Raw genomic sequence first — 26,551 nt, 5'->3', positions numbered from 1 at the left:
GGGCAAGGGCGGTGGCTAAGCAAGCCAACTCCGAAGGCTTACACCCTACGGCGAAGGAACTCGGCCGATCGAGGCTCGCTGTCTCGAGTGACAAAGCCGGATCAGCACTGGTCACTGATGGCGACCCCTCACACCTTGACCAGCTGCTCCACCCGCCCCTTCTCGCCGAAGATCCGCAAATAGCGCTTGATCTCCTTCTCATCGCCGGTCGACTTGGCGGGGTTGTCGGAGAGCTTGACCGCCGGCCGGCCATTGGCTTCGCTGACCTTGCAGACCAGCGAGATGGCGTCGAGACTGTTGGTCTCGGTCGGCGCGCAGCCTTCGAAATCATTGGTGAGGTTGGTGCCCCAGCCGAAGGACATGCGCACCTTGCCGCGGAAATGCTTGTAGGTCTCCTCGATGGTCTCGACCTCGAGCCCGTCGGAGAAGATGAGCAGCTTCTGTTTCGGATCCTTGCCCTTCTCGCGCCACCAGGAGAGGATCTTCTCGCCGCCTTCGATCGGCGGCGCGCTGTCGGGGCGGAAGCCGGTCCAGTCGGCGATCCAGTCCGGCGCGTCGCGCAGGAAAGCGGACGTGCCGAACGTATCGGGCAGCACGATCAGCAGATTGCCGCCATAATAGCGCTGCCAGTCCTGCAGCACCTTGTAGGGCGCCTGCCTCAGCTCCTCAACGGAATTGGCAAGTGCCGCAAACACCATAGGCAGCTCGTGCGCATTGGTGCCGAGCGCCTCGAGGTCGTTGTCCATGGCCAGAAGCACGTTCGACGTGCCGGTGAAAGCCTCGCCGATGCCTTCCTTCAGCGCCTCGACGCACCAGCGCTGCCACAGGAAGGAGTGGCGCCGGCGGGTGCCGAAATCGGAAATGCGGATGCCGGGCAGTGCCTTCAGCCGCTCGGTCTTGGCCCACATCTTGGCCTTGGCGCGGGCGTAGAGCACGTCGAGCGCAAACTGACCGAAGGAGCGCATGGCGGCGCGCGAGCGCAGCTCGTTGATGATGGCGAGCGCCGGTATCTCCCACAGCGTGGTGTACATCCAGGGACCGGGAAAGGACAGTTCGTACTGACCGTCGTGTTTGGTGAGTTCATAGTCGGGAAGGCGGAAATCCTCCAGCCAGGCGAGGAATTCCGGCTCGAAGATCTGCTTACGGCCATAGAAGGTGTTGCCGCCGAGCCAGATCATCTCCTTCTTGGTGAAGCGCAAGGTGCGAGCGTGGTCGAGCTGCTCGCGCAGTTCGCCTTCGTCGATCTCGTCGGCGAGCCGCACCGAGGTCGTGCGGTTGATCAGCGTGAAGGTGGCGTCGACCTTGGGGTACATGCCCCAGATCATCTGCAGCATCAGCAGCTTGTAGAAATCGGTGTCCAGCAGGCTGCGGACGATGGGGTCCAGCTTCCAGGTGTGGTTGTAGACGCGCCGCGCTATATCGGTTCGTGCCATATCTGCTCACCCAAAAAGCGCGTCTCGCTTGCGTGATTCCAAGCGCGGCGCCTCAAGTCCCTGTTATGAAGCACTCCGGACGGAAAACCGCCGCGCAGCTCCCAGAATTGTTAACCAGCTGCGGTCTTAGCATTGTATTTTTGAAAGCGCTTCCTGCTTTGCAAGCTGGCCCGACAAAAACCAGCTATGCAAGTCCAGCGATCATGACGCTGCGCCAGAGCATTCCACCGTTGCACGGCAACCGCGAAATGCTCTTGGCTTTTTGACGGGAATTTCCGGACGGAAAACCGCTCACACTTTTCCTGGAATCGCTCTAGCCCCGATCACCTTGAGCGCCGGGCGCTTCCTGCGGCTCGGCACACGGCCGGCGACCGGCGCATCGGCGCGGCCCTCGTCCTGCTCCTTTTCGGCAAACAACCAGTCGATGAATAGCTGGACGATCGGCGCCGAGCGCATCTCGTTGCGGCAGACGACATAGAAGTCATCGACCGCCGGCACCGACAAAGCGAAGGGCGCGACGAGCATGCCCCTGGCGAGCAGGGCGCGCGCGGTCACGGAATCGCCGAGCGCCACGCCGTGGCCGTGGACGGCGGCCTCCACCGCTATGCGCGCGTCGCCGAGGTGATGGCGGCGGCCGCGCTCCAGATCGAGCGCGTCGGCGGCGGCCAGCCAGGTGTGCCACTCGCGGCCGTCGTCGCCATGCAGGAAAACGTGGTCGGCAAGGTCGCGCACGCTGCGGATCGGGCGGTTGTTGATCAGCGTCGGGCTGACCACCGGAAACAGCTCGAGACCCGACCATTTGCGTATCCAGCAGTCGCTCCAGCTGCCATCGCCATAGTGCACGCAGACGTCGATGTGCGGCGCGCGGATGTCCCTGGCGTCGTTGGAGGGGATCAGCGTCAGCTGGATGTCGGGATATTGCGCGGTGAAGGAGCCGAGCCGCGGCGTCATCCACAACAAGAGCAGCGCCGGCACGCAGGACACCGACAGCACACCGGTGCTTGCGGGGCGTGTCATGCGCTGCGTGGCGGCGGCGATGCCGTCGAAGGCCGCCGAAACCGCCGGCAGGAACTCAGCGCCGTGCGGCGTCAGCTTCACGCGCTGACCCGCGCGCTGGAAAAGCTTTACGCCGAGCGATTGCTCGAGCGCCTTGATCTGATGGCTGACCGCGCCATGCGTGACGTTGAGCTCGCCCGCCGCCTTGGTCAGCGAGGCATGTCGCGCCGTCGCCTCGAAAGCGCGCAACGGGTTCAACGGCGGCAAGCGCTTGGCCAAGGACAGCTCCCGACTTTGTGAGATTTTCTCACAGCAAAGACCCTAACAATATCAATTGATTTTTCAATACAGTTGCCCGACACTTTTGCCCGGAACAGCTCAACAGACGTAGATTTCGCAGGCGCCGGCGGGCAACGATCAGCCGGATGACTGCTGGCTTGGCAGCCGTCGGTGCAGCCGCCGCGCTGCAAGCAGTCACGGAGGAGTACCGGACATGGGTTACGATCGCGGCAAGCTCGAAGCGTTGCGCCGCAAATATGGCGAGAGCCATGGCGGCGAGATGTTCGACCCGAAATTCCGCAAGGTCGCCGACAAGATCTTCAGCAAAAGCGGCACCCGGCTAGCGCCCTATTCCGGCATCCCGACCTTCCTTGCCGCGCCGTACCGGCAGGTGGCGGCCGACAATCCGGATTTCGGCGACTTGCAAGTGGCGATGATTGGCGTGCCGATGGACCTTGGCGTCACCAACCGGCCGGGCTCACGCTTCGGGCCGCGGGCGCTGCGCGCCATCGAGCGCATCGGCCCCTACAATCACGTGCTGGAATGCGCGCCGACGCATGAGCTGCGCGTCGCCGACATCGGCGACACGCCGTTCCGCAGCCGTTACCGGCTGGAGATCAGCCATGAGGACATCGAAAAGCGCACCAACCAGATCGTCGACGCCGGCGTGCTGCCGCTTTCGGTCGGCGGCGACCACTCGATCAGCCATCCGATCCTGAAAGCGGTCGGTAAGCAGGCTCCCGTCGGCATGATCCACATCGACGCCCATTGCGACACCAGTGGGCTGTTCGACATGACCAAGTTCCACCACGGCGGACCGTTCCGCAACGCGGTCCTGGACGGCGTGCTCGATCCCACCCGCACGATCCAGATCGGCATTCGCGGCTCGGCCGAGTATCTGTGGGAGTTCACCTACGAATCCGGCATGACGGTGGTCCATGCCGAGGAGGTGACCGGCCTCGGCATCCCCGCCATCATCGAGAAGGCGCGGAAGATCGTCGGCGACGGCCCGACCTACATCTCCTTCGACGTCGACAGCATCGATCCGGCCTTCGCGCCGGGCACCGGCACGCCTGAGGTCGGCGGGCTGACGACGCGCGAGGTGCTCGAGCTGCTGCGCGGCCTGAAGGGCCTCAACATCGTCGGCGGCGACGTCGTCGAGGTGGCGCCGCAATATGACGCGACCACCAACACCGCCCATGTCGGCGCGCAAGTCCTGTTCGAGATCCTGAGCCTGATGGTGTTCAGCCCGGCAATCAAGAAGGGCTGACACGAGAGCGTTTCACCGCTTCATGGAAACGGCGAACCGCTTCGTTTTTACGCAATTCCGGACGGAAGCTATGCGAAGTCGCCAAGCGTAGACCGCTTCCCGCTTTTCCTGGAATTGCTGACCAGTACGGCCGTCGCGCTGGAGCCGGCGGCCGGTTTCAACAACAAGCTTCCAGCAGGGGAACTAAAATGACTCTTCGCAACACACTGAAATCCGCACTTGCGGCACTCATCATGCTCGGCGCCGCCGGTCTTGCCTCGCAGGCCAAGGCCGACGCCATCGACGACATCACCAAGGCTGGGGCCATCAATGTCGGCATCTTCTCCGACTTCCCGCCTTTTTCCTCGGCCAGCGCCGACATGAGCATCAAGGGCTATGACATCGACGTCGCGCAGGCGATCGCCGATTCCTTGAAGGTGAAGCTGAACCTCGTCAGCGTCACCGGCCAGAATCGCATCCCGTATCTCACCGACAAGCGCGTCGATATCTTGATGAGCGTCGGCTATTCGAAGGAGCGCGAGCAGGTGATCGATTTCGCCGCCGCCTACGCACCCTATTACATCGCCGTCATCGGCCCGGCCGAGCTTGCCGTCAAAGGCAAGGACGACCTTGCCGACAAGTCGATCGCCGTCAATCGCGGCACGCTGGAGGATACCTCGCTCACCCAGGCGGCGCCCGCCTCGGCCGACATCCGCCGCTTCGACAACTACAATTCCGTCATCCAGGCCTTCATCTCCGGACAGACGCAGCTGATGGTGGTCGGCAACGATGTCGGCGCGCAGGTGCTGGCCAAGCAGGTTGCATTGAAGCCCGAGCAGAAGTTCCAGCTGCTGACCTCGCCCTCGCATATCGGCCTCAACAAGAACGAGGACAGGCTGAAGAAGGCGGTGAACGATGCGGTCGCCAAGATGCTGGCGGACAGCAAGCTGGACGAGAGCTCGAAGGCCTGGCTGAAGACGCCGCTCAATCCCGACAACCTCAAGGATTGATCCCCGGAGCGGTTCAGCGCGCATGAAGCGCTGAACCGCTCCCGTACTTGCTTCTTGCGCTACACGCTTTCCAACAGGGCCAATCGCGATGGGCTACAGCCTCGACTTCGGCTGGCTTGCGGGTGCAGCGGGCGCGATCGCGCGCGGCGCGGCGATGACGCTGCTTCTGATCGTCGTCACCACGCTGGCCGGCACTTTCCTCAGCATCCTGGGCGCCGCCGGCCGCCGGAACGGCCCGAGGCCGCTCAAGCTGGCGATCGGCTGGTATGTCGAAGTGATGCGCAACACGCCGTTCCTGGTGCAGCTGTTCTTCATCTTCTTCGGCCTGCCCAGCCTCGGCATCCGGCTCGATCCGATCCTGGCCGCCATGCTGGCGATGACGCTCAACATGGCGGCCTACACGATCGAGATCGTCGGCGCGGGTCTGGACGCGGTGCCGCGCGGGCAGACGGAGGCAGCACTTGCGCTCGGGCTCAGGCCCAGACAGGTGTTCATAAAGATCGTGCTGCCGCAGGCGCTGAAAGTGATCTATCCGGCGCTGACCAGCCAGATCGTCATCATGATGCTGGAATCGGCCGTGGTGTCGCAGATCGCGGTGCGTGAACTGACCTACGAGGCCGACATGCTGCAGGCGCGCACCTTCCGCGCCTTCGAAACCTATCTGGTGGTGACCATGGTCTATCTCGGCCTGTCGATGGGGCTGCGCCGGCTGCTGGTCAGCGGCGGACGCCGCGCGCTCGGAGCCGGCGTGTCATGATCGAATTCACCCTCTGGGACATATTGCGCAACCTTCTGCTCGCCGCGCGCTGGACGGTGCTGTTGTCGCTTACGGCCTTCGTCGGCGGCGCGCTGGTCGGGCTGGTCGTGCTGTTCTTCCGCATAGCCAAGAACAAATGGATCAAGCGGATCGCTTCCGGCTATATCGCGCTGTTCCAGGGCACGCCGCTCCTCATGCAGCTTTTCCTGATGTTCTTCGGCCTGCCGATGTTGGGGCTGCGCATCGAGCCATGGACCGCCGCGGCGCTCGGCCTCACCTTCTTCGCCAGCGCCTATCTCGCCGAGATCTGGCGCAGCGGTGTCGATGCGCTGCCGCGCGGCCAGTGGGACGCCGGCGCCAGTCTCGGACTGCATTATCTGCAGGAACTCAGGCTGATCATCCTGCCGCAGGCCTTCGCCATCACGCGCGCCCCGACCGTCGGCTTCCTGGTGCAGCTGATCAAATCGACGGCGCTGACCTCGATCATCGGTTTCGAGGAGTTGGTCAGGACCTCCAACGCGATCAACAACGCGACCTTCGAGCCCTTCACCGTCTACGGGCTGGTGGCGCTGATCTTCTTCGTTATGTGCTTCCCGCTGACGCAATATGCGCGACGGCTCGAGCGTGTCGCCGCACACTGAAGATTGACGACGGCCGCCGGCTGACCGGCGGCCACTCTTCTCAATGGCCGAACGACAGCGCCGGCGCGATGCGATCGCGCCGCAGCCAACGCACGAGCAGGAGCACCGCCACCACCGCCAGCCCTGACGACAGGCCGATCCAGATGCCGACGCCGTCAAAGCCGAAATGGAAGGCGAGCAGCACGCCGAGCGGCAGGCCGACCCCCCAATAGCCGATCGCGGCATAGATCATCGGCACCTTGGTATCGTGCAGGCCGCGCAGCATGCCGGCGGCCACCGCCTGCGCGCCGTCGAAGATCTGGAACAGCGCCGCGAACACCAGGAAGGACACGGCAAGCGTGATCACCCTGGCATTGGCCGGATCGGCGAGATCGATGAAGGCGCTGATCAAAAGATGCGGCCATAGGATCATCACCAGCCCCATCAGCGCCATGAAGGAGACGCCGATGACAAAGCTGGTCCAGCCGGCGCGCGAGACGCCCTCGGGATTGCCGGCGCCATGTGCCAGGCCGACGCGCACGGTGACCGCCTGGTTGAGGCCGAGCGGCACCATGAAGGAGATCGAGGCGATCTGGATGGCAATCGCGTGGGCTGCCAGCGAATCCGCGTCGATCAGACCCATCAGCAGGGCTGCCGCATTGAAGATAGTCACCTCGAAGGCGAGGATGCCGGCGATCGGCAGGCCGAGCCTCAGCAGGCCGCGGAAGCGCGGCCAGTCGGAGCGCCAGAAGCGGCCGAAGAGGTGATAGCGGCGGAATTTTTTCTCCAGCACCACCACGGCCGCCAGTCCAACAAACATCAGCATGCTGGAAAGCGAGGTGGCGAGGCCCGAGCCGGCGATGCCCATCGGGCGGACGCCGAGGTTGCCGAACATGAAGACCCAGTTGAAGAAGGCGTTGCAGGCGACGGCGACGAAAACGATGATCAGCGCCCAGCCGGGCCGCTCCAGCGCCGAGATGAAGGAGCGCAACACGATATAACCGTAAAAAGGCAGCACCGCCCATTGCAGCCAGTGCAGGTAGATGCCTGCCTGGTTCGCGAGGTCCGGCTTCTGCCCCATGGCCAAAAGCACTTCTTCGCCATGCCAGAGGAACAACCAGATCGGGATCGAGACGAGGACCGCCAGCCACAGGCCCTGGCGCACGGTGCGGCGCAAGTCGCGCACCGAATGGCGGCGGCGGCCGAGCTCGGTCGCCATCATCGGCGAGGTGGCGAGCATCAGGCCAAGCCCGAAGATCAGCGGCATGAAATAGAGGTTGGAGCCGAGCGCGCCGGCGGCCAGCGTGTCGGGTCCCAAACGGCCCATCATCATGACGTCGGTCGCGGTCATGGCGGTCTGGCCGAGATTGGTGAGCACCATCGGCCAGGCAAGCGACAATGTTGCCCTGATTTCCTGACGCCAAAAATTTTCCGGCGCGCGAGCGCCGGCTTCGATCGCAGACATTTTCCGCTCTTCAGACCACGGCGCGTCGGGACTCGCCCGGAAGCCGCACGCAAACGGCGCAAAATGGCGCCGTTTGCGCCGTCTTGTGAACGAAATGCGACATATTGGCAAGGAGGAGGAGCGGCGACCTATTGAGCCAGCGGGAAGCGCAAGAGCCGGGCCTTCTATTGGATGGTGTCGAGCGCCTGCCGCTGGCGGTGCATTTCGAGGAAGATGCGATAGTCGCGGTCGAAGCGAGCGCCGGCGGCCGGATTCGGGGGCCGCGTCCTGCCGCCCTGCTGCATGGCCACGCAGGCGGCGTTCAGGTCGGGGTAAAGCCCAGCGGCGGTCGCAGCGACCATTCCGGTGCCGAGCAACACCGCCTCGTCGGCCAGCGGCTCGATGACGGTGCAGCCGGTGGCATCGGCATAGAGTTCCATCAAGAGCGGGTTCTTGGTGTGGCCGCCGGTGACGTGCAGCGTGTCGATCAAATAGCCGTTCTCGTTCAGCGCCTCGAGCACATGGCGCACGCCGAGCGCGATGCCGACGGCGGTGCGCCAGTAGAGCTTGCACAGGCTGTCGAAGGAGGAATCGAGTGTCAGCCCGCTGACGACGCCAACCGCGTGCGGGTCGGCGAGCGGCGAGCGATTGCCGTGGAAATCCGGCAGAACATGCAGCCGCGCCGCCAGCGCATCGCCCTCGGCGGCGCGCAGTTCGGCGACGCGCTTGGCGATCCTGGCATGCATTGCCGCATCCGGCTCGCCGCCGGCGCCGTGCCAGCGGATGATGTGGTCGAGCAGAGCGCCGGTCGCCGACTGACCGCCTTCCGACAGCCAGAGCTTTGGCAACGCCGCGCCATAATATGGTCCCCAGACGCCGGCGAAAGGCTGCGGATCCTGCGACATCGCCATGACGCAGGACGAGGTGCCGGCAATCAGCGCCAGGTGCCGGCTGATGTCCTTCTCGTCGCCGGCGAAGCCGCCGAGCACACCGAGCGCGCCGGCATAGGCGTCGATCACCCCGGCGCCGACCCGGCATTTTTCCGTGAGGCCGAGATCTGCCGCCGCATCGGCCGTGAGTTGCCCGATATCGGTGCCGACGGGGCTCGCCTTGTCCGGGAGATTGCCATGCTCGAAGAGATCGCCGATGCCGACGAGCTTGAAGAAATCGCGCCGCCAGCCCGTCTCCTCATGCGCGAGATAGGTCCATTTGGCCGTCAGCGTGCATTGCGAGCGGGCGAGCGATCCGGTCGCTTTCCAGGTCAGGAAATCGGCGAGATCGAACAGATAGCCGGCTTCATTCCAGGTTGCGGGCAGGTTGCGCTTCAGCCACATCAGCTTTGGCGTTTCCATTTCCGGCGACATCACCCCGCCGATATAGTCGAGCACCGCATGGCCGCTTCTGGTGCATTCGTCGGCTTCGGCGATGGCGCGATGGTCGAGCCAGACGATGGTGTCCCAGCGCTTCTCGCCGGTGACCGAGACGCTCAGCTGATCGCCCCGCCTGCCGCGCACCACAAGCGAGCAGGTGGCGTCAAAGGAGATGCCGACGATGTCCGATGCGGCGACGTTGGCCTTCTCGCGCGCGGCGCGCACGGCGGCGCAGACTGCCGACCAGATATTTTCCGAATCGTGCTCCGCGTGATCGGGCTTAGGCTGGTGCATGGCGATCGGCCGCTCGGCGCGGCCGAGCAGATTGCCACGCGAGTCGAGAATGCCCGCGCGAGCGCTCCCGGTGCCGACATCGACCGCGCAAACGAAACTCGTCAAGATGCTTTTACTCTCGCTCCCAGGTCTGCAATCAGATCGGGCAATTGCAGCATGTCAGCGAATATAAAGTCCGGTTCGGTCGACGCAAGCCGCGCCTTGAGCGCGGGGTTGTTTGCATGCGATCCGCCGGTGAAAGCAAAGACGCGCATGCCCGCCGCCCGCGCCGCGGCGATGCCGGCCGGGCTGTCCTCGATGACAAGGGATTTGCCCGGATCAGCGCGCATCACGGCGGCGGCATGGAGGAACAGGTCCGGCGCCGGCTTGCCGCGCTTGACCATGGCGGCGCTGAAGAGGTGCGGCTCCAGCAGGCCCAGCAGGCCGGTGACCTCGAGCGCGTAGCGGATGCGCTCCAGCGTGCCGGAAGAGGCGACGCAATGGGGCAGGCCAAGCTTCGGCAGGATCTCCTTGATGCCGGGGATCGGCTTCAGCTCCTCGCGGAACTTGCGCATCAGCTCGACGCGCATGGCGGTGAGATGTTGGTCGCTTATCTCCAGGCCGAAATCGCTGCCGAGAATCTCGCGCACGCTCTTCATGCTCTTGCCGAGGAAATGCTCGTAGGCGGCGTCCTCCGAGACCGTGCCGCCGGCGAGCTCGATCATGCCCAGCAACGCGGAAACCGAAAGCGCCTCGCTGTCGACCAGCACGCCGTCACAGTCGAAGATGACGAGCTCGGGCGTCATTGCGGCTGCGTCCAAAGAGCTTCAGAGCTTGCCGGCGAGATAGCGCGTCAAGGTTTCGCGCGCGCCGTTCGCCCACAATTCGTTCAGCGCATGGGCGAAGGCTTCGGCAAAGACGGCGGAGCGGCCGACATCGCCATAGATGTCGTCCATCGCCAGCCAGGCCTGGGGCGAGTTCTTCGCCGCTTTGGCGGTCGCCTGCATCCGGTCCCAGCTCGGATCGTTCGGCTCGATGACGGCGCCGCTGTCGGTGGTGCCGAAGCAGTAGCGGCACCAGAGCGCGGACTCCAGAGCCAGGCCGGCAACACCTTTCCCCGCCTTCAGTCGGTCCGCGGCGGTCGGAATTATGAATTTCGGCTGGCGGTTGGAACCGTCGAGGCAAAGTCTTCGGATGGTGTCGCCGATCTTGGGGTTGGAGAAGCGGCGCTCGATGAGCTGGTAGTAATCCTCGAGCACCGTGTCCGGCACCGGCGGCACGGTGGGGATGATCTCGTCGCGCTCCAGCTTGGCGAGGAAGCCGCGCACCAGCGGCTCCTGCATCGCCTCATGCACGAAATGGATGTCCATCAGGCCCGCCGGATAGGCGATGGCTGCGTGGCCGCCGTTCAAGATGCGGATCTTCATCAGCTCGTAAGGCGAGACATCCTTGACGAATTGGACGCCAGCCTGTTCCAGCGGCGGCCGACCGGCGGTGAAACGATCTTCCAGCACCCATTGTTTGAACGGTTCGCAGAAGACCGGCCAATTGTCCTCCAGCCCGAAATCATTGGCCAGAATGCTACGCTCGCGATCGGTGGTGGCCGGCGTGATGCGGTCGACCATGCCGTTCGGGAAAGCGACGTTGTCCCTCACCCAGTTGGCCAGAGCCTCGTCGATCAGCCGGGCAAGGCCGATGACGCCGTCGGAGGTGACGTGGCCATTGTGGGGGATGTTGTCGCAGGACATGACCGTGAACGGCACGATGCCGTCGGCGCGCCGGCGCACCAGTCCGGCAAGAATGATGCCGAAGACCGTCTTCGGTGCCGCAGCCGGCTGAGCATCGGCGACAATGTCGGGATGGGCCGGATTGAACTTTCCGGAGGCCGGATCGATGAAATAGCCGCCTTCGGTGATGGTCAGCGACACAATCTTGATCGCAGGGTTGGCGAGCTGCTCGACGATCGCCTCAGCATCGCCCGGCATCAGGAAATCGACCATGGCGCCGGTGACGCGGGCGCTCATATGGCCCTGGTCCTGCTCGACAACGGTGGTCAGCCAGTCCTGCTCCTGCAGCCTGGCGCGGCCGGCCTTCTCGCCCTCGAACACGCCGGCGCCGATCAGTGCCCAGTCATGGCCGAGGCCGGAATTGAACAGGTCGTCGAGATAGACAGCCTGGTGCGAGCGGTGGAAGTTGCCGACGCCGAAATGCACGATGCCGGCCTTCAGCGCGGCGCGATCGTATTTTGGACCGGAAACCTTTGACGGAAGCTTTGCGAGGTTCGAGGAAGAGAGTTTCACGGTCATCTTACTTACCCTTTGGCCGATATGCAGCCCGACAATCCAACCCCCAATTCACCCGCTTGGGGCGAGCGGTGAGGGGCAGCATCCGTTTGCCGGTATGCGCCCCTCACCTGCCCCGCGACGCGTCCTCCCCGGAGGAAGGGAGGCGCGCTTCCCCCTCAACTCATCCATTGACCGCCATCGACGTTGTAGGTCTGGGCGACAATGTATTCGGCTTCTTCACTGGCGAGGAAAACCGCCATGCCAGTCAGATCTTCGGCTCGACCCATGCGGCCATAGGGCACGCTTTCGCCGACGAGCCTCTTCTTCTCGCCCTTCGGCCGGTTCTCATATTTGGCGAACAGCGAATCGACGTGATCCCAATGCTCGCCGTCGACGACGCCCGGTGCGATGGCGTTGACGTTGATGCGGTGCTTGATCAGGTCGAGTCCGGCCGACTGGGTAAGCGAGATGACGGCGGCCTTGGTGGCGCAATAAACCGCGACCAGCGGCTCGCCGCGGCGTCCGGCTTGGCTCGCCATGTTGATGATCCTGCCGCCCCGGCCGGCAGCGATCATCGAGCGAGCCGCGGCCTGCAGCATGAACAGCGTGCCGGCGACATTGACGGAGCAGAGCTTGTCGTAGCTCGCGCGGCTGATCTCGACGATGGGCGCAAGGTCGAACAAGGCGGCATTGTTGATCAGGATGTCGAGGCCGCCCGCCTTCGCTTCGACGGCTTTCACGCTGGCCTCGATCGAGGACTGGTCGGTGACGTCGAGCCGGATCGCGTAAGCGGCAGAGCCGATATCCTTCGCCGTCGCTTCCGCCGCTTCGAGATTGATGTCGGCAATCGCCACCGTGGCGCCTTCGCGAATATAGGCTTCGGCGAAGGCCCTGCCGATGCCGCGCGCCGATCCGGTGATCAGCGCCGATTTGCCTTTGAGCCTCACTGCGCCAGCGCCTTGCCGTCGGCGCCGAAGCGATGGAGCTTGGCCTTGTCGGGCGTCAGGTAGACGGTGTCGCCGTGCTTGACGGCAACCTCGCCGTCGGCGCGCACATTGATCGTGCCGATGCCGTCGGTCTGGACATGCAGGAAGGTGTCGGAGCCGAGATGCTCGGCAACGCCGACCGTCGCCTTCCAGTCGCCCGCCGTGGTCGAGATGTTGATGTGCTCGGGCCGGATGCCGATGGTCTTGGCGCCGTATTTGTCGGCCGGCGCGCCTTCGATCAAGTTCATCTTCGGCGAGCCGATGAAGCCGGCGACGAACAGGTTCTTCGGCGTTTTGTAGAGTTCCATCGGCGAGCCGACCTGCTCGATGTTGCCGGCATTGAGCACGACGATCTTGTCGGCCATGGTCATGGCCTCGACCTGGTCGTGGGTGACATAGATCATCGTCGTCTTCAGCTGATGATGCAGTTCGCTGATCTCCAGCCGCATGGTGCCGCGCAGGGCTGCGTCGAGGTTGGACAGCGGCTCGTCGAACAGGAAGGCCGATGGCTGGCGCACGATGGCGCGGCCGATGGCGACGCGCTGGCGCTGGCCGCCGGAGAGCTGGCCCGGGCGCCGCTCGAGATAGTTGGTGAGGTTCAAGACGCGCGCCGCGTCCTTGACCTTCTTATCGATGGTCGCCTGGTCCTCGCCGGCCATCTTCAGCGGGAAGGCGATGTTCTTGGCGACCGTCATATGCGGGTAGAGCGCGTAGGACTGGAAGACCATGGCAAGCTTGCGCTTGGCCGGCGCCTCGCGGGTGACGTCGCGGCCATCGATGCTGATGGTGCCGCCGCTGGTGTCCTCCAGCCCGGCGATCAGCCTGAGCAGCGTTGACTTGCCGCAACCCGAGGGGCCAACGAACACGACGAACTCGCCGTCCTCGATGGCGAGATCGATGTTCGGAATGATCGTCGTCGACCCGAAGGACTTGGAGACGTTCTTGAGCGTGATGTTTCCCATGGTTTCCTCCCCGGATTTCGTCCGCCGCTTACGGCTTACTTCACGGCGCCAAAGGTCAGGCCGCGCACCAGCTGCTTCTGGCTGAACCAGCCCATGATCAGGATCGGCGCGATCGCCAATGTCGAGGCGGCCGAGAGCTTGGCCCAGAACAGGCCCTGCGGACTGGAGAAGGAGCTGATGAAGGCGGTGAGCGGTGCGGCCTCGGTGGTGGTCAGGCGGATCGTCCAGAACGCCTCGTTCCAGGCCAGGATGATGTTCAAGAGCATGGTCGAGGCAATGCCGGGAACGGCCATGGGCGTCAGCACATAGATGATCTCGTTCCACAGCGAGGCGCCGTCCATGCGCGCCGCTTCGAGGATCTCACCCGGGATCTCGCGGAAATAGGTGTAGAGCATCCAGACCACGATCGGCAGGTTGATCAGCATCAGCATGACGGTGAGGCCGATGCGGCTGTCGAGCAGGCCGGTGTCGCGGAAGATCAGATAGATCGGGAACAGCACGGCGACGGCCGGCATCATCTTGGTGGAGAGCATCCACATCAGGATGTCCTTGGTCCGCTTGGTCGGCGAGAAGGCCATCGACCAGGCCGCCGGCACGGCGACGATGAGCGCAAGGACGGTCGAGCCGACCGACAGGATCACGGAATTCAGGAAGAACTTGAAATAGCCGCTCTGCGCCTGCACTTCCGAATAGCTTTCGGTGGTGCCCGACGGGATCAGGGCGAAGCCCTGGATCGCCTCCTGCTCCGACTTGAAGGATGTGATAATCGTATAAAGGATCGGGAAGAAGATCAGCAGGGCGACGACCCAGGCCGCGACTGTTGCGATCGTCTTGTGCTGGGTGGTGACTGCGCGTGCCATTCTATCCTCCCTATTTGTCCAGGTTCCTGCCGACCGCGCGCATGACGAAGAAGGCGACGATGTTGGCGAGAATGACCGCGATGACGCCGCCTGCCGACGCCTGGCCGATTTTGAATTCCAAGAGCGCCTTCTGGTAGACGAGGAACGGCAGGTTGGTGGAGGCGTAGCCGGGACCGCCATTGGTGGTGACCAGGATCTCGGCATAGACCGAGAGCAGGAAGATCGTCTGGATCAGGATGACGACGGTGATGGCGCGCGACATGTGCGGCAGCGTCAAGTACCAGAAGCGGCTGAGGAAGCCGGCGCCATCCATCTCGGCCGCCTCCTTCTGCTCACCGTCAAGCGATTGGAGCGAGGTGAGCAGGATCAGCGTCGCGAAGGGCAGCCATTGCCAGGCGACGATCAGGATGACGGCGGTCAGCGGATGCTGACCGAACCAGTCGATCGGGTTGGCGCCGAAGAAGCGGGCAATATCGGCAAAGACGCCGTATTGCGGGTGCATGATCATGTTCTTCCAGACAAGTGCCGCCACCGGCGGCATGACGAAGAACGGCGAGATGACCAGGATGCGCACGAAGCCCTGACCCCAGATCGGCTGGTCGAGCAGCAGCGCCAAAAGGATGCCGCCAATCACGGTGATGGCCAGGACACTGACGACGATGGTCAATGTGTTGAGGATCGACTGCAGGAAGGCGGGGTTGGAGTAGAAGAGCTTGTAATTGGCGAACCAGACGAACCCATCGCGGATCGGATTGAGCGGGTTGTACTGGAGGAACGAGAACCACAGCGTAAAGACCAGTGGCACAATCATCCAGACGAACAGCAGGATCACCGACGGCGCCATCATGAAACGGGCAAGCGAACGGGTTTGCTGAGTAGCCATGACGGTCACCCTCCCAAGGTCAGCCGGATTTAGACTTGTGCCAGAATTCCTGATTGCAAAGGTGGCCGCCCGAACTGGGTTTCGGGCGGCCTATGCCGGTCATGATCCGCTACCGGCGTTCGGCACCGGGAGGAGCCTTACTTGAGGTAGCCGCCTTCGGTCATCGCGGCAGTCGCCGCGTCCTGGGCCTGCTTCAGCGCATCATCGACGCTCGACTGGCCGGCAAGGGCGGCGGAGAAGAGCTGGCCGACGGTGGTGCCGAGGCCCTGGAATTCCGGGATGGCCACGAACTGCACGCCGACATAGGGCACCGGCTTGACGGTCGGATGCGTCGGGTCGGCGGCATTGATGGAGTCCAGCGTCATCTTCGCGAAGGGCGCTGCCTTCTGGTACTCCGGATTGTTGTAGAGCGAGGTCCGGGTTCCGGGCGGAACGTTGGCCCAGCCTTCCTTCGAAGCCACCAGGTCGAGGTAGTGCTTCGAGGTTGCCCAGGAGACGAACTTCTCGGCGGCGTCCGCCTTCTTGGTGCCGGCGGGGATTGCGAGAGACCATGCCCACAGCCAGTTGCCGCGCTTGCCGAGACCCTTGTCGGGCGCCAGCGCATAGCCGACCTTGTCGGCGACCTGCGAGGCCTTCGGGTCGGAGACGAAGGACGCGGCGACGGTGGCATCGATCCACATGCCGCACTTGCCCTGCTGGAAGAGCGCAAGATTCTCGTTGAAGCCGTTGGAGGACGCGCCCTCAGGACCGTCTGCCTTCATCAGGTCGACATAGAACTGCAGCGTGTTCTTCCATTCCGGCTGGTCGAATTGCGGCTTCCAGTTCTCATCGAACCAGCGGGCGCCGAAGGAGTTCGACATGGCGGTCAGGAAGGCCATGTTCTCGCCCCAGCCGGCCTTGCCGCGCAGGCAGATGCCGTTCACGCCATTGGCCCGATCGGTCATCTTGTCGGCGGCCTCCTTGATGAAGTCCCAGGTCGGCGCGTCGGGCATTTTGAGCCCCGCCTTCTCCATCAGGTCCTTGCGGTACATGACGAAGGAGCTCTCGCCGTAGAAGGGCGCGGCATAGAGCTTGCCGTCGACCGAAAGGCCGCCGGCAATGGCCGGGATGATGTCCTTGACGTCGTAGTCGTCGCCGAGCTTCTCGAGCGGCAAGAGCCAGCTCTGCTTGGCCCAGATCGGAACCTCGTAAGTGCCGATGGTCAAGACGTCGTACTGGCCACCCTTGGTGGCGATGTCGGTGGTGACGCGCTCGCGCAGCACGTTCTCTTCGAGCGTGACCCAGTTGAGCTGGATGTCGGGATTGGCCTTCGTGAAGTCGTCCGTCAGCTTCTGCATGCGGACCATGTCGCCATTGTTGACGGTGGCGATGGTGATGGATTCGGCATGCGCGGCGAATGCAAGGGCGCTGACCGACAACAGGCCCAGGGTGAGCGTGCGAAGTTTCATCAATTCCTCCCTAAAACCAAGATGAGCATTTGCCTTGGCTGTGGGCAATTACTCACTAAGTGTGAATTATGTCAAGCCGGAATCGATGCTGCAGCGCAGCACAAATCGATGCCGCGCCCGTCTGGGCGTCGCATAGCAGAGGCGGCAGGTGTAATGCCGGCCTACTGGCAGGCGATCTCGGCGAGAATCCAATCTCGGAAGGCGCGGATCTTCGGCACGTTGCGCCGGGCCGTGGGATAAACCAGCCAGTAGGCGTGGCCGTCGTCGCCGACGAGATCGAAGGGCTGGATCAGCCGGCCGTCGGCAAGCTCGTTCTTGAACAGGGCGCTGGTGACGATCGCAACACCTTGCCCGGCCATCGCGGCATTGGCCTCATAGGCCTGCGCGCCCATGCTGGTGCCGGGACGGCTGGCGAGTTCCTCCGCGGGCAGGCCGGCGAGCGCGAACCATTCCTGCCACCAGATGTCGCCGGGATCGAGGATGGGGAGCTTGAGCAGGTCGGCCGGCTCCTTGACGCCGCCGATGCTCGCCGCAAGCCTGGGGCTGAGCACCGGGGTGAAGTCGGCCCTGAACAGCATATGCGTTTCCACGCCCGGCCACTTGCCGCCGCCGGAGCGGATGGCGATATCGACGTCCTCGCGCGCGAAATCGACGACTCGGTTCGAGGTGTCGACGCGCACGGCAAGCGAGGGGTGCGCAACCTGAAAGGATCCCAGATGCTGCGCCAGCCAGTTCGAGGCGAAGGTGAGCAGGGTGGAAACGCAAAGCACGCCGTCGGCGCCGGCTCGGGCGGCCGCATAGGCGCCGCTCAGCAGCGCGAAGGCCTCGCTGACAGCCGGCGCAAGACGCTGGCCGGGTTCGGTCAGCTCGATCTGCCGTGGGCGGCGCAGGAAAAGCGGCGCGCCGATGCGCTCTTCCAGAAGCTTGATCTGATAGCTCGCGGCGGCCTGGGTCATGCCGAGCTCCTCGGCGGCCTTGGTGAAGGAGAGGTGTCTGGCCACGGCCTCGAACACCCGAATCGCCTGCAGGGGCGGGAGTTGGACATTCTGCCGGGAGCTCAGATCGGGCATAAGGCCTCTTTATGGGTCATGATCGACGTTTGATTGGAAGCACTTGCCGATCAGCCCGATATTTGGGGTCAACGATCACTCCAGTTCAAGCATAGCGAAGGCTGACGATCATGACTCCGGTGCAGGAAAAACTCGATTCGACCCCGATACATGGATGGATTTCGCTGCTGGCGCGGGAATTCTCGTGGTTCGCCAGCCGCAGGCGTGGCTATGTCGATGTCCGAGAACTGTCGGAGCACCTGCAGCGGGACATGGGCTTCCTCGATGGCAACGATCCGCATGGACGCTACAAATAGCCGGGTTTCTTTTTATAATAGCCGGGTTTCTTTTTATCGCCAACGGCTCGTCGCGTCAGATTCGGCCCGAGCCCAGCATCACGATCACGCGCCGCCGAGCAGGGCGGTGGCTGTCCGTTCATCGGTGATGAGGCCATTGACCAAACGCCGGTTCACGGCGGCGAGAATGCCCGGCAGCTTGCGCTCGCCCATGGCAAGCGCGATGACCAAGGACTTCTCGCGTGACGGCAAGGCGGCGGACGAAACGCGGTCGTTGGTGATGCCTTCGATCATGCGGCCTTCGCGGTCGAAAACCCAGCCGACGATCTCGGCGACGCCGCCGGCTTTCTGCAGCGCCTTCAGTTCCCCCTCCGAGATGAAGCCGTCCTCATAGAGCGGCGCCTTCGGGCCGAGATCGCCGATGCCGACGAAGGTGACGTCTGCTTCCGCGGCCAGCGCCAGCGTCGGCTGGATCATCGGCTGGCTGAGCAGCATGTCGCGCTCTTCCGGCGAGGAGGCGATGACCGGCAGCGGCATCGGGAAGGAGCGCGCCTTGACCCGGTCGGCCATGGTGAAGATGACGTTGTAGAAGGCGGCCGAGCCGTCGGGCGAGATGTTGCCGGTCAAGGACACCACCTTGTGCTGCGGGCACTCCATCGGCGGCAACAGCTCGATCGCTGCCTTCAGGGTGCGCCCGGTGCCGATCGCCATGACGATGGGGGCGGCGGAGCGCAGCCGCCGCTCGATCTCGGCAGCCGCCGCCTCGGCAACACCGATCGTCGTCGAGGACGAGGTCGGATCGCTCGGCACCACCTCGACGAGATCGAGCGCGAAACGCGACTTCAGCCGCGCGGCAAGGTCGAGGCAATTGGCGATCGGATGATCGACGCGGACCTTGATCAGCCCTTCCGACATCGCCAGCGAGACGAGCCGCTGCGCCGTCTGCCTGGAAATACCGAGCTTGGCGGCGATCTGATCCTGGGTATTGCCGGCAACATAGTAGAGCCAGCCGGCCCGCGCGGCGTCGTCCAACCTGGTGCTGCCGGTTTCCTGTCGCGCGTTCACATTCTGCCTCCCCAAGCCCGACAATAGCGGGCCCTCTAGATTACAGCGAAAGCGGCTCTGCGCAATTGTCAATTGAAGGAGCAATTGCTTGCGCCGCTGCCGACCAAGGTTGGCCCTGTTCGCACTCGCTTCAACCATTTGCCGGGAGAGCGGTTTATCTCTGACCGGAAACCCATTAAGGGATCGGCAAAAGGAGCCTTGCATGACGCCGAAAGCGGTTTTCTGGGACATGGACGGCACGCTGGTCGACAGCGAGCCGCTGCACGAGGCAGCACTTGTGGCGGCTTTGCGCAGCGTCGGCATCACGCCGCCGACCGACCTGCACGAACGCGTGCTGGGCGTCGCGGCATGGCCGGTCTACGAAATGCTGCGCGACCAGTTCGGCCTCGACCTGCACTTCGATGACTGGATCGTGCGCAAATACGACCACTATCTGCCGATGGCCGAGACGCTCAAGCCGCGGCCCGGCGCGATCGAGGTGTTCAACGAATTGCGCGCGCTAGGCGTCGAGCAGGCGGTGGTGTCCAATTCCGACCGGCTGATCGTTGACGCCAATCTCGGCGCGGTCGGTCTCGTCTATCCCGGCATGCACACGGTGAGCCGAAACGACGTACGCCAAGGCAAGCCGCATGCGGAACCCTTCCTGCGCGCGGCCTATCTCGCCGGTGTGGATCCGGCCGACGCGGTCGCGGTCGACGACAGCCGCACCGGCGCGATGGCCGGCCTGGCTGCCGGCATGAAGACGATTTTCTGGCCGGAAGCGCCGATGGAAGGACCGCCCGGCGCAATCGTCATTAACAGCGCCGAGGAACTGCGGGCGCAATTGGGTCTCTGAATAGACTTTCAGGCGTCGACGCTGCCCCTCGTCCGCCTGCCGGCACCTTCTCCCCGTGACTACGGGGAGAAGGGACACGCTCCGACGCTGGCGATCCCCCTCTCACCGCCCTTCACGGGGAGAGGGTAAGGGTGGGGGCAGCGCCCGGCTTCGAAAATAGGCGAAGCCAAGCCTCCAGTGTCACCCACAACCGCGGGGCTCAGTTCCTGTAGACCGGCTCTTCCTCGTCGAGGATTGCCTTCAGCTCGGCAAGGTGGCGCTCGGCCTGGCCGGGATAGTCGTCCATCTCGCTCGCCGTCTTTTCCGCGATCTCATCGGAGAGCGCGCGCAGCGGCCGGCCGGTCCACAGCGCCTTGATGTAGGTCTCGGCGGCACGCTCGAAATAGAACATGCGATTGAAGGTGTCGGCGACAGAATCCCCGATGACCATCACGCCGTGATTGCCCATGACCATCACCTTGACCCTGGGATCGACGAGCAGTTTCGAGCAGCGCTCGCCCTCCTCTTCGAAGGCCAACCCGCCATAATGAGGGTCCACGACATGGCGGTTGAAGAACATGGCCGAGTTCTGGTCGATCGGCGGCAAGGTGGAGTCGGCCAGCGAGGCAAGCACCGTGGCGTGGATCGAATGCACATGCATGGCGCAGCGCGCATGCGGCACGTTGCGGTGGATGGCGCCGTGCAGGCCCCAAGCCGTCGGGTCGGGCGCGTTGGGGCCGGAGAGCGTTTCGGGATCGTTGGCGTCGATCAAAAGCAGATCGCTCGCCTTGATACGCGAGAAATGCACCTGGTTCGGGTTCATCAGGAACTTCGTGCCGTCCTCGTTGACCGACAGCGAGAAATGATTGGCGACCGCCTCATGCATGTTGAGCCGCGCCGTCCAGCGGAAGGCGGCGGCGAGATCGACCCGCTCCTGGTAATAAGGCAGGTTGGTCAGCATTTCCTTCTGCAGACGGGCAAGGGTCATCGAAAATCCTCCGGTTTGGCCGAGCATGCCGTGCATGGCGGCTGCCAGCAACCGCAAACTGATGGGTCAGGCGGCAGGCCGTGCCGATTGCAGCCCGCCCAGCTCGACGATGAACTCGATCACCTCCTGTAGACCCTTGCCGCGCGACAGATCGGTGAAGCCGAATGGCCGCTTGCCGCGCATGCGGGCGGCGTCCGCCTGCATGACGTCGAGGTTGACGTTCACATAGGGCGCCAGATCGCTCTTGTTGATGACGAGGAAGTCTGAGCGGGTGATGGCCGGGCCGCCCTTGCGTGGTATCTCCTCGCCCTGGCAGACCGAAATGACATAGAGGGTCAGATCGGCAAGGTCCGGCGAGAAGGTGGCGGCGAGATTGTCGCCGCCGGATTCGATGAAGACGATGTCGAGGTCGGGGAATTTGCGGTTCAACTCGGCGATCGCCCGCAAATTGATCGAGGCGTCCTCGCGGATGGCCGTGTGCGGACAGCCGCCGGTCTCCACGCCGACGATGCGCTCCTCCGGCAGCGCCTGCAGGCGCGCCAGCATCATGGCGTCTTCCTTGGTGTAGATGTCGTTTGTGACGACGGCGATCGAGAACCGGTCGCGCAGCGCCTTGCAGAGCTTTTCGGTGAGCGTCGTCTTGCCGGAACCGACGGGACCGCCGATGCCGATGCGCAGGGGACCATTGGCTTGGCTCATGCCGGAAACTCCGTGATGGCGAGGATTGCGAAGCCCAGCCCGATCAACAGGCAGAGCGGCGAGTAGAGGCGCTGGTCGAGCCGTGCAAAAGGCTGCTCCGGCGTCAGCCCGCGCCACCAGGGCGTGAAGCCGGCGATGCCTCGCCCGAAGAAGACAATGCCAAAGAGCAGCGCCGTGGCGACAAGGCCCTGCCTGGGAAAGGGCGAGGCGAAGACGCCTTCAAGGGCCAGCGGCCATAGCGTCGCAAGCGCCAGGCACGCGGCGACGGCAAAGCTCGCGACGGGCGAGGGCATGTCATCGACGCCGCGAAAGCCGACGACCGCGCGGGCGCAGGATTTCGCGTCCTTTCCCGGCCAGATGCCGCCTATGCCCCAATAGACATGCAGCGTGGTGATCAGCAGCAGGATGAGGGAGAGGACAAAGGCAAGAATGATCATGAGCGGAACAGACGCGAATATTGGGTTTCGTGCTTCATCGCCGCAATGTCGGATATCAAGGCCGAGCCGCCGAGATCATCGAGCGTAGAGTTCGCGGCGCGAGCAGCTGTCGCCAGCGCCAACGGTTCGAAGCCGGCTACCAAAGATGTGGCGTCGACCTGTCCTACAACGCCGAGCCGGATAGCGGCCTGCACGAGGTTGGAGAAGAAGGCCTGCAGGAAGGCCGACAGCGCGTCCGCCAAGCCGATGCCATCGCTGCCAGCGATCGCGCCGACAGCGACGCAATAGGGGCAATCCGCAGGCAGCCGCTCCAGCGGATGACAGGGCCAGGCAGAGGCGGCTTTTTGGAAGGCGGCGCCCTGGAGCATGGTTTCCACGTGGCGCTCCTGCGATCCGGCAAGCGCCTCGGCAAGCGCGGCAACTTCGGCGATATCGCCGCCGTCACGCGCACGCCGCCAGCTTTCGGCAAACAGCACCGCATCGTTCCAGCCCGAGCCCATCTCGACCAGCGTCCCCAGCCACTCGGCGAGATCCCGGCGATCGGCGACTAGTCCGTCATGCACGGCGCGCTCGAGACCGTGACTGTAGGAGAAGCCGCCGACCGGAAAGGACGGCGACAGCCAGGCCATCAGCCGCAGCAGTGCGGTACCGGACGGTTGGTCAGTCATGGTGATGGTGGTGATCGTGGTCGTGGTCATGATGGCCATGCGCGTGATCATGATCGTGATGGTCGTGGCCGTGATCATCATGCGCATGGCTATGTTCGTGGCCTTGTCCGGAATAGGCGCCGCGCACGGGACTGAACGGTTCCACCACCTCGCCGACCGTGGCGCCGAGCCCTTCCAGCATCGCCTTGATGACATGGTCGCGCAAGATGAGGATACGGTCCGCCTCGATTGCCGCCGCGAGGTGGCGGTTGCCGATATGCCAGGCAAGCTCGGTGAGATGCACGGTGGCGCGGGCGCGGATGTCGTAGACCTCTTCGGGCGCGGCGACGATCTCGAGCTGGCGGCCGTCCTCCAGCACCAGCCGGTCGCCATTGCCGAGCGCCACCGGCTCGGGCAGATCGACCAACACCCTGTCGCCGCCGGCGGTTTCGATGGCGCGGCGGCGCAGATGCCGCTCGTCATGCGTCAAGATAGCCTTGTCGAAAGGTGTCGCCGCTCCGCCCTCGCCGGCCGGGAGCACCGAGACGGCGCGCGGAAATTTGGTGAAATCGGTGTTGATGTTGAGCTTCATTTCATGGCTCCGCCATTGGCTTGCGCCCGCGCGCGGGCGGGTCGCGACAGCACGCGATCGAAATAGGCGTTGACGCGATCTGAGTCGACCGGGAACCGGCCGGCGCGCGCCCAACCACCCATATCGCCGAGCAGAACGTCGACGGCGGAAAAGCGGTCGCCGAGCGCGAAAGGCTTGTCGCCAAGCCGGCGGTCCAGCGCCTTGACTTCCGAAGCGAAATCATGGGCGGCGGCAGGGCCGACATCGACGCGCAGCTCCTTGGGCAGGATGAAGCGGTGGCGCAGTTTGTTCCACAGCGGCGCTTCGAACTCGCTCTGAGCAAAATGCATCCAGGAATCCATCTCGGCGCGGCCGGCGAGCCCGGGATTACCGCCCATCCCCTTATCGGTATGCTTGTCCGCTAAATAGACGCAGATCGCCGCCGAATCAGTGATCGTCAGCTCGCCGTCGATCAGGATCGGCACCTTGCCGGAAGGGTTCAGTGCATAGGCCTCGGGCGAGCGCAGCTTCACCTCTACGAACTCATAGGATTGCCCGAGCTCCTCGAGCATCCAGAGCACGCGGCTGACCCGGGAACCTCGTGATCCGACGGCCTTGTACATGGTTCAAATCCTGCCTCTTCCCGGAGCCTAGACCATCCAAGCCATCAGCCCAATGGCGATCAGGCGATGAGGTCGAAGAGCCGCAGGACGAATGAAATGCGGTAGCGCTAAAACAGAAAATACCGTTGCGCCATCGGCAGCACGGTCGCCGGCTCGCAGGTCAAGAGCTCGCCGTCGGCGCGCACCTCATAGGTTTCCGGGTCGACCTCGACGTGCGGCGTGGCGTCGTTGAGCACCATCGAATGCTTGCCGATGCCGCCGCGCGTGTTCTCGACCGCGACCATCGCCTTCTCTACGCCAAGCCTGCCCTGCAAGCCGGCATCAAAAGCCGCCTTGGAGACGAAGGTGACCGCGGAGTTGGTCAGCGCCTTGCCGTAGGCGCCGAACATCGGCCGGTAGTGCATCGGCTGCGGCGTCGGGATCGATGCGTTGGGATCGCCCATCGGGGCGGCGGCGATTGTGCCGCCTACCAGCACCATCTCCGGCTTGACGCCGAAGAAGGCCGGGTTCCACAGCACGAGATCAGCGCGTTTCCCGGCCGTCACGGAGCCGATCTCCTTCGACAGGCCATGCGCGATGGCCGGATTGATGGTGTATTTGGCGATGTAGCGGCGGACCCGGAAATTGTCGTTGTCGCCCGTCTCCTCAGCCAGCGCACCGCGCTGGCGCTTCATCTTGTCGGCGGTCTGCCAGCAGCGGATGGCCACCTCGCCGACGCGGCCCATGGCCTGGCTGTCGGAGGAGATGATCGAGAAGGCGCCGATGTCGTGCAGGATGTCCTCGGCCGCGATCGTCTCCTTGCGGATGCGGCTTTCGGCAAAGGCGATGTCCTCGGGAATCGACGGCGACAAATGATGGCAAACCATCAGCATGTCGAGATGCTCGGCGAGGGTGTTGACCGTGTAAGGCCGCGTCGGGTTGGTCGATGACGGGATGACGTTGGGCAGGCCGCAGACCTTGATGATGTCGGGCGCATGCCCGCCGCCGGCGCCTTCGGTGTGGAAGGCATGGATGGTGCGGCCCTTGATCGCGGCAACCGTGTTCTCGACAAACCCTGACTCGTTCAGCGTGTCGGTGTGGATCATCACCTGCACGTCGTAGTCGTCGGCGACCGAAAGGCAGCAGTCGATGGCGGCCGGCGTCGTGCCCCAATCCTCATGCAGCTTCAGCGAGCAGGCGCCGGCGAGCACCATTTCCTCCAGCGCCGCCGGCCGTGACGCATTGCCCTTGCCGGACAGCCCGATATTCATCGGGAAAGCGTCGAAAGCCTGGATCATGCGCGCCATGTGCCAGGGGCCGGGCGTGCAGGTGGTGGCCAAGGTGCCATGCGCCGGACCGGTGCCGCCGCCGAGCATCGTGGTGATGCCGCTCATCAGCGCTTCCTCGATCTGCTGCGGGCAGATGAAGTGGATATGCGCGTCGAAGCCGCCGGCCGTCAGGATTTTGCCCTCGCCGGCGATGAGCTCGGTGCCCGGACCGATGATGATGGTGACGCCATCCTGGGTGTCCGGATTGCCTGCCTTGCCGATCGCGGCGATGCGACCGTCCTTCAGGCCGATATCGGCCTTGACGATCCCGGCGAGCGCGTCGACGACCAGGGCGTTGGTGATGACGGTGTCGACGGCACCGCCCGCCCTGGAAACCTGGCTCTGGCCCATGCCGTCGCGGATGACCTTGCCGCCGCCGAATTTCACTTCCTCGCCATGGACGGTGAAATCCTTCTCGACCTCGATGAAGAGCTGGGTGTCGGCAAGCCGCACCTTGTCGCCGACCGTGGGGCCGTACATCTGCGCATAGGCGGCACGGGAAATTCTTGCCATCAGCGATTGCTCCCAAAAGCGAGTTTGTGTGGGCGCGGAGCGCACATTGTCGCCATCCAATGGTCATGCAATGACCCGCTCGACGACACCTTCCGATCCCATTTGGCGGTTGAGGTGACCGAGTCAGCCCAAAACGACCGTTTTCCAAACCGAGGGAAGGAATATCCATGCGAAAGACGATACTTTTCGCGGCCGCCGCCAGCTTGATGATGGCGGGTGCGGCCGGCGCGCAGCAGCAGCCCGCGCCGCAGCCGAGCCCGGGGCCTGCGGCACCTGCTGCCGCCGCGCCCAAGGCGCCGACGATCGAGAGCGTCAGCATCGTCGATATTACGGAACTGCCAAAGGACACGCAGACGCAGGTCAATCAGATCGTGGCGCAACGCGGCGACGCCGGCCTGCAGACCTTGCGCAAATCGATCGACGCGACACCCAAGGTGAAGTCCGCGCTCGAAGCCAAGGGGATGAGCTCGGCGCAGGTGATCGCCGCCAGCCTGCAACCCAATGGCGCGCTGACGCTGATCACCAAGAAGGCGAGCTGACGACCAATGCTGGCGGGCCGGTTGCAGGCCCGTCAGCATCATCGCGAACGGAACCTCCCGCCGACAAGACTCGTTTCGCCTTTTTCGCCCCGCCACAAGTTCAACCAGGAGCGAGCGATGGCGAGCGCCGCGTGCCCCGGAACAGGAT

28 protein-coding genes are annotated in these 26,551 nt (G+C 64.1%); 8 read left to right on the top strand and 20 right to left on the bottom strand.

All coding sequences use genetic code 11. The annotated features are described in order from the left end of the window. Positions 1-128: 128 nt before the first annotated feature. Positions 129-1,433, bottom strand: a complete 1,305-nt coding sequence (pncB, locus tag EOA32_RS11925) for a nicotinate phosphoribosyltransferase (protein WP_128371845.1) — start codon at positions 1,431-1,433, stop codon at positions 129-131. On the opposite strand from pncB, the gene EOA32_RS11920 reads away from it, so the two are divergent. Then, positions 1,427-1,699, top strand: coding sequence for a hypothetical protein (locus EOA32_RS11920; RefSeq protein ID WP_128371844.1), 273 nt, complete (start codon positions 1,427-1,429; stop codon positions 1,697-1,699). The genes pncB and EOA32_RS11920 overlap by 7 nt on opposite strands. Before the next feature lie 25 nt (positions 1,700-1,724). Here the strand turns inward: EOA32_RS11920 and gcvA (EOA32_RS11915) are convergent, their stop codons facing one another. Continuing rightward, the gene (gcvA, locus tag EOA32_RS11915; RefSeq protein WP_095776924.1) at positions 1,725-2,708 is read right to left on the bottom strand and encodes a transcriptional regulator GcvA; all 984 of its coding nucleotides are present in this window, start codon (positions 2,706-2,708) and stop codon (positions 1,725-1,727) included. 214 nt (positions 2,709-2,922) lie between these two features. On the opposite strand from gcvA (EOA32_RS11915), the gene speB reads away from it, so the two are divergent. The 4 genes from speB (at position 2,923) to EOA32_RS11895 (ending at position 6,365) form a co-directional block, all read left to right on the top strand. Beyond that, complete coding sequence (gene speB, locus EOA32_RS11910; RefSeq protein WP_095782179.1) at positions 2,923-3,978, top strand: agmatinase; 1,056 nt, start codon at positions 2,923-2,925, stop codon at positions 3,976-3,978. 188 nt (positions 3,979-4,166) lie between these two features. Further along, the gene (locus tag EOA32_RS11905; protein WP_128371843.1) at positions 4,167-4,967 is read left to right on the top strand and encodes a transporter substrate-binding domain-containing protein; all 801 of its coding nucleotides are present in this window, start codon (positions 4,167-4,169) and stop codon (positions 4,965-4,967) included. A gap of 88 nt (positions 4,968-5,055) precedes the next feature. Further along, on the top strand, positions 5,056-5,724 hold the full coding sequence (locus EOA32_RS11900; protein ID WP_066999196.1) for an amino acid ABC transporter permease: 669 nt from the start codon (positions 5,056-5,058) through the stop codon (positions 5,722-5,724). After that, positions 5,721-6,365 (top strand): amino acid ABC transporter permease, encoded by a 645-nt coding sequence (locus EOA32_RS11895; protein WP_128371842.1) that lies wholly within the window; start codon positions 5,721-5,723, stop codon positions 6,363-6,365. Before EOA32_RS11900 ends, EOA32_RS11895 begins: the two co-directional genes overlap by 4 nt. A 40-nt stretch (positions 6,366-6,405) precedes the next feature. Here the strand turns inward: EOA32_RS11895 and EOA32_RS11890 are convergent, their stop codons facing one another. The 10 genes from EOA32_RS11890 to gcvA (EOA32_RS11845) all read right to left on the bottom strand — a co-directional run bounded on the left by EOA32_RS11890 (position 6,406) and on the right by gcvA (EOA32_RS11845) (position 17,925). Continuing rightward, the gene (locus EOA32_RS11890) at positions 6,406-7,809 is read right to left on the bottom strand and encodes an MATE family efflux transporter (RefSeq protein WP_128371841.1); all 1,404 of its coding nucleotides are present in this window, start codon (positions 7,807-7,809) and stop codon (positions 6,406-6,408) included. Positions 7,810-7,973: 164 nt separating this feature from the next. Beyond that, positions 7,974-9,560, bottom strand: coding sequence for an FGGY-family carbohydrate kinase (locus EOA32_RS11885; RefSeq protein ID WP_095831918.1), 1,587 nt, complete (start codon positions 9,558-9,560; stop codon positions 7,974-7,976). Beyond that, positions 9,554-10,237: an HAD-IA family hydrolase gene (locus EOA32_RS11880; protein WP_095831917.1), complete on the bottom strand. Its 684-nt coding sequence runs from the start codon at positions 10,235-10,237 to the stop codon at positions 9,554-9,556. Before EOA32_RS11880 ends, EOA32_RS11885 begins: the two co-directional genes overlap by 7 nt. A 21-nt stretch (positions 10,238-10,258) precedes the next feature. Continuing rightward, positions 10,259-11,737, bottom strand: coding sequence for a mannitol dehydrogenase family protein (locus EOA32_RS11875; RefSeq protein WP_128371840.1), 1,479 nt, complete (start codon positions 11,735-11,737; stop codon positions 10,259-10,261). Positions 11,738-11,892: 155 nt separating this feature from the next. Then, positions 11,893-12,663, bottom strand: a complete 771-nt coding sequence (locus tag EOA32_RS11870) for an L-iditol 2-dehydrogenase (protein ID WP_095831915.1) — start codon at positions 12,661-12,663, stop codon at positions 11,893-11,895. Next, positions 12,660-13,664 carry an ABC transporter ATP-binding protein gene (locus EOA32_RS11865; RefSeq protein WP_066999175.1) on the bottom strand — a complete coding sequence of 335 codons (1,005 nt, stop codon included), beginning with the start codon at positions 13,662-13,664 and terminating at the stop codon, positions 12,660-12,662. The genes EOA32_RS11870 and EOA32_RS11865 overlap by 4 nt, the downstream gene beginning before the upstream one ends. 35 nt (positions 13,665-13,699) lie before the next feature. Next, the gene (locus tag EOA32_RS11860) at positions 13,700-14,524 is read right to left on the bottom strand and encodes a carbohydrate ABC transporter permease (RefSeq protein WP_066999172.1); all 825 of its coding nucleotides are present in this window, start codon (positions 14,522-14,524) and stop codon (positions 13,700-13,702) included. Positions 14,525-14,534: 10 nt separating this feature from the next. Next, positions 14,535-15,407, bottom strand: coding sequence for a sugar ABC transporter permease (locus EOA32_RS11855; RefSeq protein WP_066999170.1), 873 nt, complete (start codon positions 15,405-15,407; stop codon positions 14,535-14,537). A 137-nt stretch (positions 15,408-15,544) separates the two neighbouring features. Continuing rightward, a complete protein-coding gene (locus tag EOA32_RS11850) occupies positions 15,545-16,855 on the bottom strand; it encodes a sugar ABC transporter substrate-binding protein (protein ID WP_128371839.1) in 1,311 nt (436 codons plus the stop codon). A 161-nt stretch (positions 16,856-17,016) separates the two neighbouring features. Then, a complete protein-coding gene (gene gcvA, locus EOA32_RS11845; protein ID WP_066999164.1) occupies positions 17,017-17,925 on the bottom strand; it encodes a transcriptional regulator GcvA in 909 nt (302 codons plus the stop codon). Between the two features lie 110 nt (positions 17,926-18,035). Here gcvA (EOA32_RS11845) and EOA32_RS11840 point away from each other — a divergent pair, with 110 nt between their 5' ends. Continuing rightward, positions 18,036-18,221, top strand: a complete 186-nt coding sequence (locus EOA32_RS11840; protein WP_095831913.1) for a hypothetical protein — start codon at positions 18,036-18,038, stop codon at positions 18,219-18,221. Positions 18,222-18,305: 84 nt separating this feature from the next. Here EOA32_RS11840 and EOA32_RS11835 read toward each other — a convergent pair whose 3' ends face one another. Continuing rightward, a complete protein-coding gene (locus EOA32_RS11835; protein WP_066999158.1) occupies positions 18,306-19,265 on the bottom strand; it encodes a sugar-binding transcriptional regulator in 960 nt (319 codons plus the stop codon). 202 nt (positions 19,266-19,467) lie between these two features. Between EOA32_RS11835 and EOA32_RS11830 the strand changes: the two genes are divergently transcribed. Next, positions 19,468-20,100, top strand: coding sequence for an HAD family phosphatase (locus EOA32_RS11830; protein ID WP_095799096.1), 633 nt, complete (start codon positions 19,468-19,470; stop codon positions 20,098-20,100). A 199-nt stretch (positions 20,101-20,299) separates the two neighbouring features. Here EOA32_RS11830 and EOA32_RS11825 read toward each other — a convergent pair whose 3' ends face one another. The 7 genes from EOA32_RS11825 to ureC form a co-directional block, all read right to left on the bottom strand. After that, positions 20,300-21,067 (bottom strand): class II aldolase and adducin N-terminal domain-containing protein, encoded by a 768-nt coding sequence (locus tag EOA32_RS11825; protein ID WP_128371838.1) that lies wholly within the window; start codon positions 21,065-21,067, stop codon positions 20,300-20,302. Between the two features lie 66 nt (positions 21,068-21,133). Further along, a complete protein-coding gene (gene ureG, locus EOA32_RS11820; protein ID WP_128371837.1) occupies positions 21,134-21,766 on the bottom strand; it encodes an urease accessory protein UreG in 633 nt (210 codons plus the stop codon). After that, complete coding sequence (locus EOA32_RS11815; RefSeq protein ID WP_128371836.1) at positions 21,763-22,203, bottom strand: DUF3995 domain-containing protein; 441 nt, start codon at positions 22,201-22,203, stop codon at positions 21,763-21,765. The genes ureG and EOA32_RS11815 overlap by 4 nt, the downstream gene beginning before the upstream one ends. Beyond that, the gene (locus tag EOA32_RS11810; RefSeq protein WP_095831939.1) at positions 22,200-22,871 is read right to left on the bottom strand and encodes an urease accessory protein UreF; all 672 of its coding nucleotides are present in this window, start codon (positions 22,869-22,871) and stop codon (positions 22,200-22,202) included. The genes EOA32_RS11815 and EOA32_RS11810 overlap by 4 nt, the downstream gene beginning before the upstream one ends. After that, a complete protein-coding gene (gene ureE, locus EOA32_RS11805) occupies positions 22,864-23,442 on the bottom strand; it encodes an urease accessory protein UreE (protein WP_128371835.1) in 579 nt (192 codons plus the stop codon). The genes EOA32_RS11810 and ureE overlap by 8 nt, the downstream gene beginning before the upstream one ends. Then, positions 23,439-24,044 carry a glutathione S-transferase family protein gene (locus EOA32_RS11800; RefSeq protein ID WP_095782163.1) on the bottom strand — a complete coding sequence of 202 codons (606 nt, stop codon included), beginning with the start codon at positions 24,042-24,044 and terminating at the stop codon, positions 23,439-23,441. The genes ureE and EOA32_RS11800 overlap by 4 nt, the downstream gene beginning before the upstream one ends. Before the next feature lie 107 nt (positions 24,045-24,151). After that, the gene (gene ureC, locus EOA32_RS11795) at positions 24,152-25,867 is read right to left on the bottom strand and encodes an urease subunit alpha (protein WP_189407085.1); all 1,716 of its coding nucleotides are present in this window, start codon (positions 25,865-25,867) and stop codon (positions 24,152-24,154) included. 164 nt (positions 25,868-26,031) lie between these two features. Between ureC and EOA32_RS11790 the strand changes: the two genes are divergently transcribed. Next, entirely contained in the window at positions 26,032-26,403 is a 372-nt protein-coding gene (locus tag EOA32_RS11790; RefSeq protein ID WP_066999139.1) for a hypothetical protein, read from the top strand. Positions 26,404-26,551 lie beyond the last annotated feature (148 nt).

Origin of the sequence: Mesorhizobium sp. M1A.F.Ca.ET.072.01.1.1 (assembly GCF_004023325.1) — a bacterium.
Taxonomy (GTDB): Bacteria; Pseudomonadota; Alphaproteobacteria; order Rhizobiales; family Rhizobiaceae; genus Mesorhizobium.
The sequence above is the reverse complement of the archived record's forward strand: the minus strand, read 5'-3'. Positions and strand labels throughout refer to the sequence as shown.

Bases quoted from the DNA above. Each gene is read 5' to 3' on its own strand.
- EOA32_RS11850 (WP_128371839.1), bottom strand. From the start codon at position 16,855: ATGAAACTTCGCACGCTCACCCTGGGCCTGTTGTCGGTCAGCGCCCTT.
- EOA32_RS11810 (WP_095831939.1), bottom strand. From the start codon at position 22,871: ATGACTGACCAACCGTCCGGTACCGCACTGCTGCGGCTGATGGCCTGG.
- EOA32_RS11860 (WP_066999172.1), bottom strand. From the start codon at position 14,524: ATGGCACGCGCAGTCACCACCCAGCACAAGACGATCGCAACAGTCGCG.
- EOA32_RS11875 (WP_128371840.1), bottom strand. From the start codon at position 11,737: ATGACCGTGAAACTCTCTTCCTCGAACCTCGCAAAGCTTCCGTCAAAG.
- EOA32_RS11825 (WP_128371838.1), bottom strand. From the start codon at position 21,067: ATGACCCTTGCCCGTCTGCAGAAGGAAATGCTGACCAACCTGCCTTAT.
- EOA32_RS11900 (WP_066999196.1), top strand. From the start codon at position 5,056: ATGGGCTACAGCCTCGACTTCGGCTGGCTTGCGGGTGCAGCGGGCGCG.
- EOA32_RS11815 (WP_128371836.1), bottom strand. From the start codon at position 22,203: ATGATCATTCTTGCCTTTGTCCTCTCCCTCATCCTGCTGCTGATCACC.
- ureG (WP_128371837.1), bottom strand. From the start codon at position 21,766: ATGAGCCAAGCCAATGGTCCCCTGCGCATCGGCATCGGCGGTCCCGTC.
- EOA32_RS11895 (WP_128371842.1), top strand. From the start codon at position 5,721: ATGATCGAATTCACCCTCTGGGACATATTGCGCAACCTTCTGCTCGCC.
- gcvA (WP_066999164.1), bottom strand. From the start codon at position 17,925: ATGCCCGATCTGAGCTCCCGGCAGAATGTCCAACTCCCGCCCCTGCAG.
- EOA32_RS11790 (WP_066999139.1), top strand. From the start codon at position 26,032: ATGCGAAAGACGATACTTTTCGCGGCCGCCGCCAGCTTGATGATGGCG.
- EOA32_RS11880 (WP_095831917.1), bottom strand. From the start codon at position 10,237: ATGACGCCCGAGCTCGTCATCTTCGACTGTGACGGCGTGCTGGTCGAC.
- EOA32_RS11855 (WP_066999170.1), bottom strand. From the start codon at position 15,407: ATGGCTACTCAGCAAACCCGTTCGCTTGCCCGTTTCATGATGGCGCCG.
- pncB (WP_128371845.1), bottom strand. From the start codon at position 1,433: ATGGCACGAACCGATATAGCGCGGCGCGTCTACAACCACACCTGGAAG.
- ureE (WP_128371835.1), bottom strand. From the start codon at position 23,442: ATGAAGCTCAACATCAACACCGATTTCACCAAATTTCCGCGCGCCGTC.
- EOA32_RS11840 (WP_095831913.1), top strand. From the start codon at position 18,036: ATGACTCCGGTGCAGGAAAAACTCGATTCGACCCCGATACATGGATGG.
- EOA32_RS11890 (WP_128371841.1), bottom strand. From the start codon at position 7,809: ATGTCTGCGATCGAAGCCGGCGCTCGCGCGCCGGAAAATTTTTGGCGT.
- EOA32_RS11830 (WP_095799096.1), top strand. From the start codon at position 19,468: ATGACGCCGAAAGCGGTTTTCTGGGACATGGACGGCACGCTGGTCGAC.
- EOA32_RS11905 (WP_128371843.1), top strand. From the start codon at position 4,167: ATGACTCTTCGCAACACACTGAAATCCGCACTTGCGGCACTCATCATG.
- speB (WP_095782179.1), top strand. From the start codon at position 2,923: ATGGGTTACGATCGCGGCAAGCTCGAAGCGTTGCGCCGCAAATATGGC.
- EOA32_RS11800 (WP_095782163.1), bottom strand. From the start codon at position 24,044: ATGTACAAGGCCGTCGGATCACGAGGTTCCCGGGTCAGCCGCGTGCTC.
- EOA32_RS11865 (WP_066999175.1), bottom strand. From the start codon at position 13,664: ATGGGAAACATCACGCTCAAGAACGTCTCCAAGTCCTTCGGGTCGACG.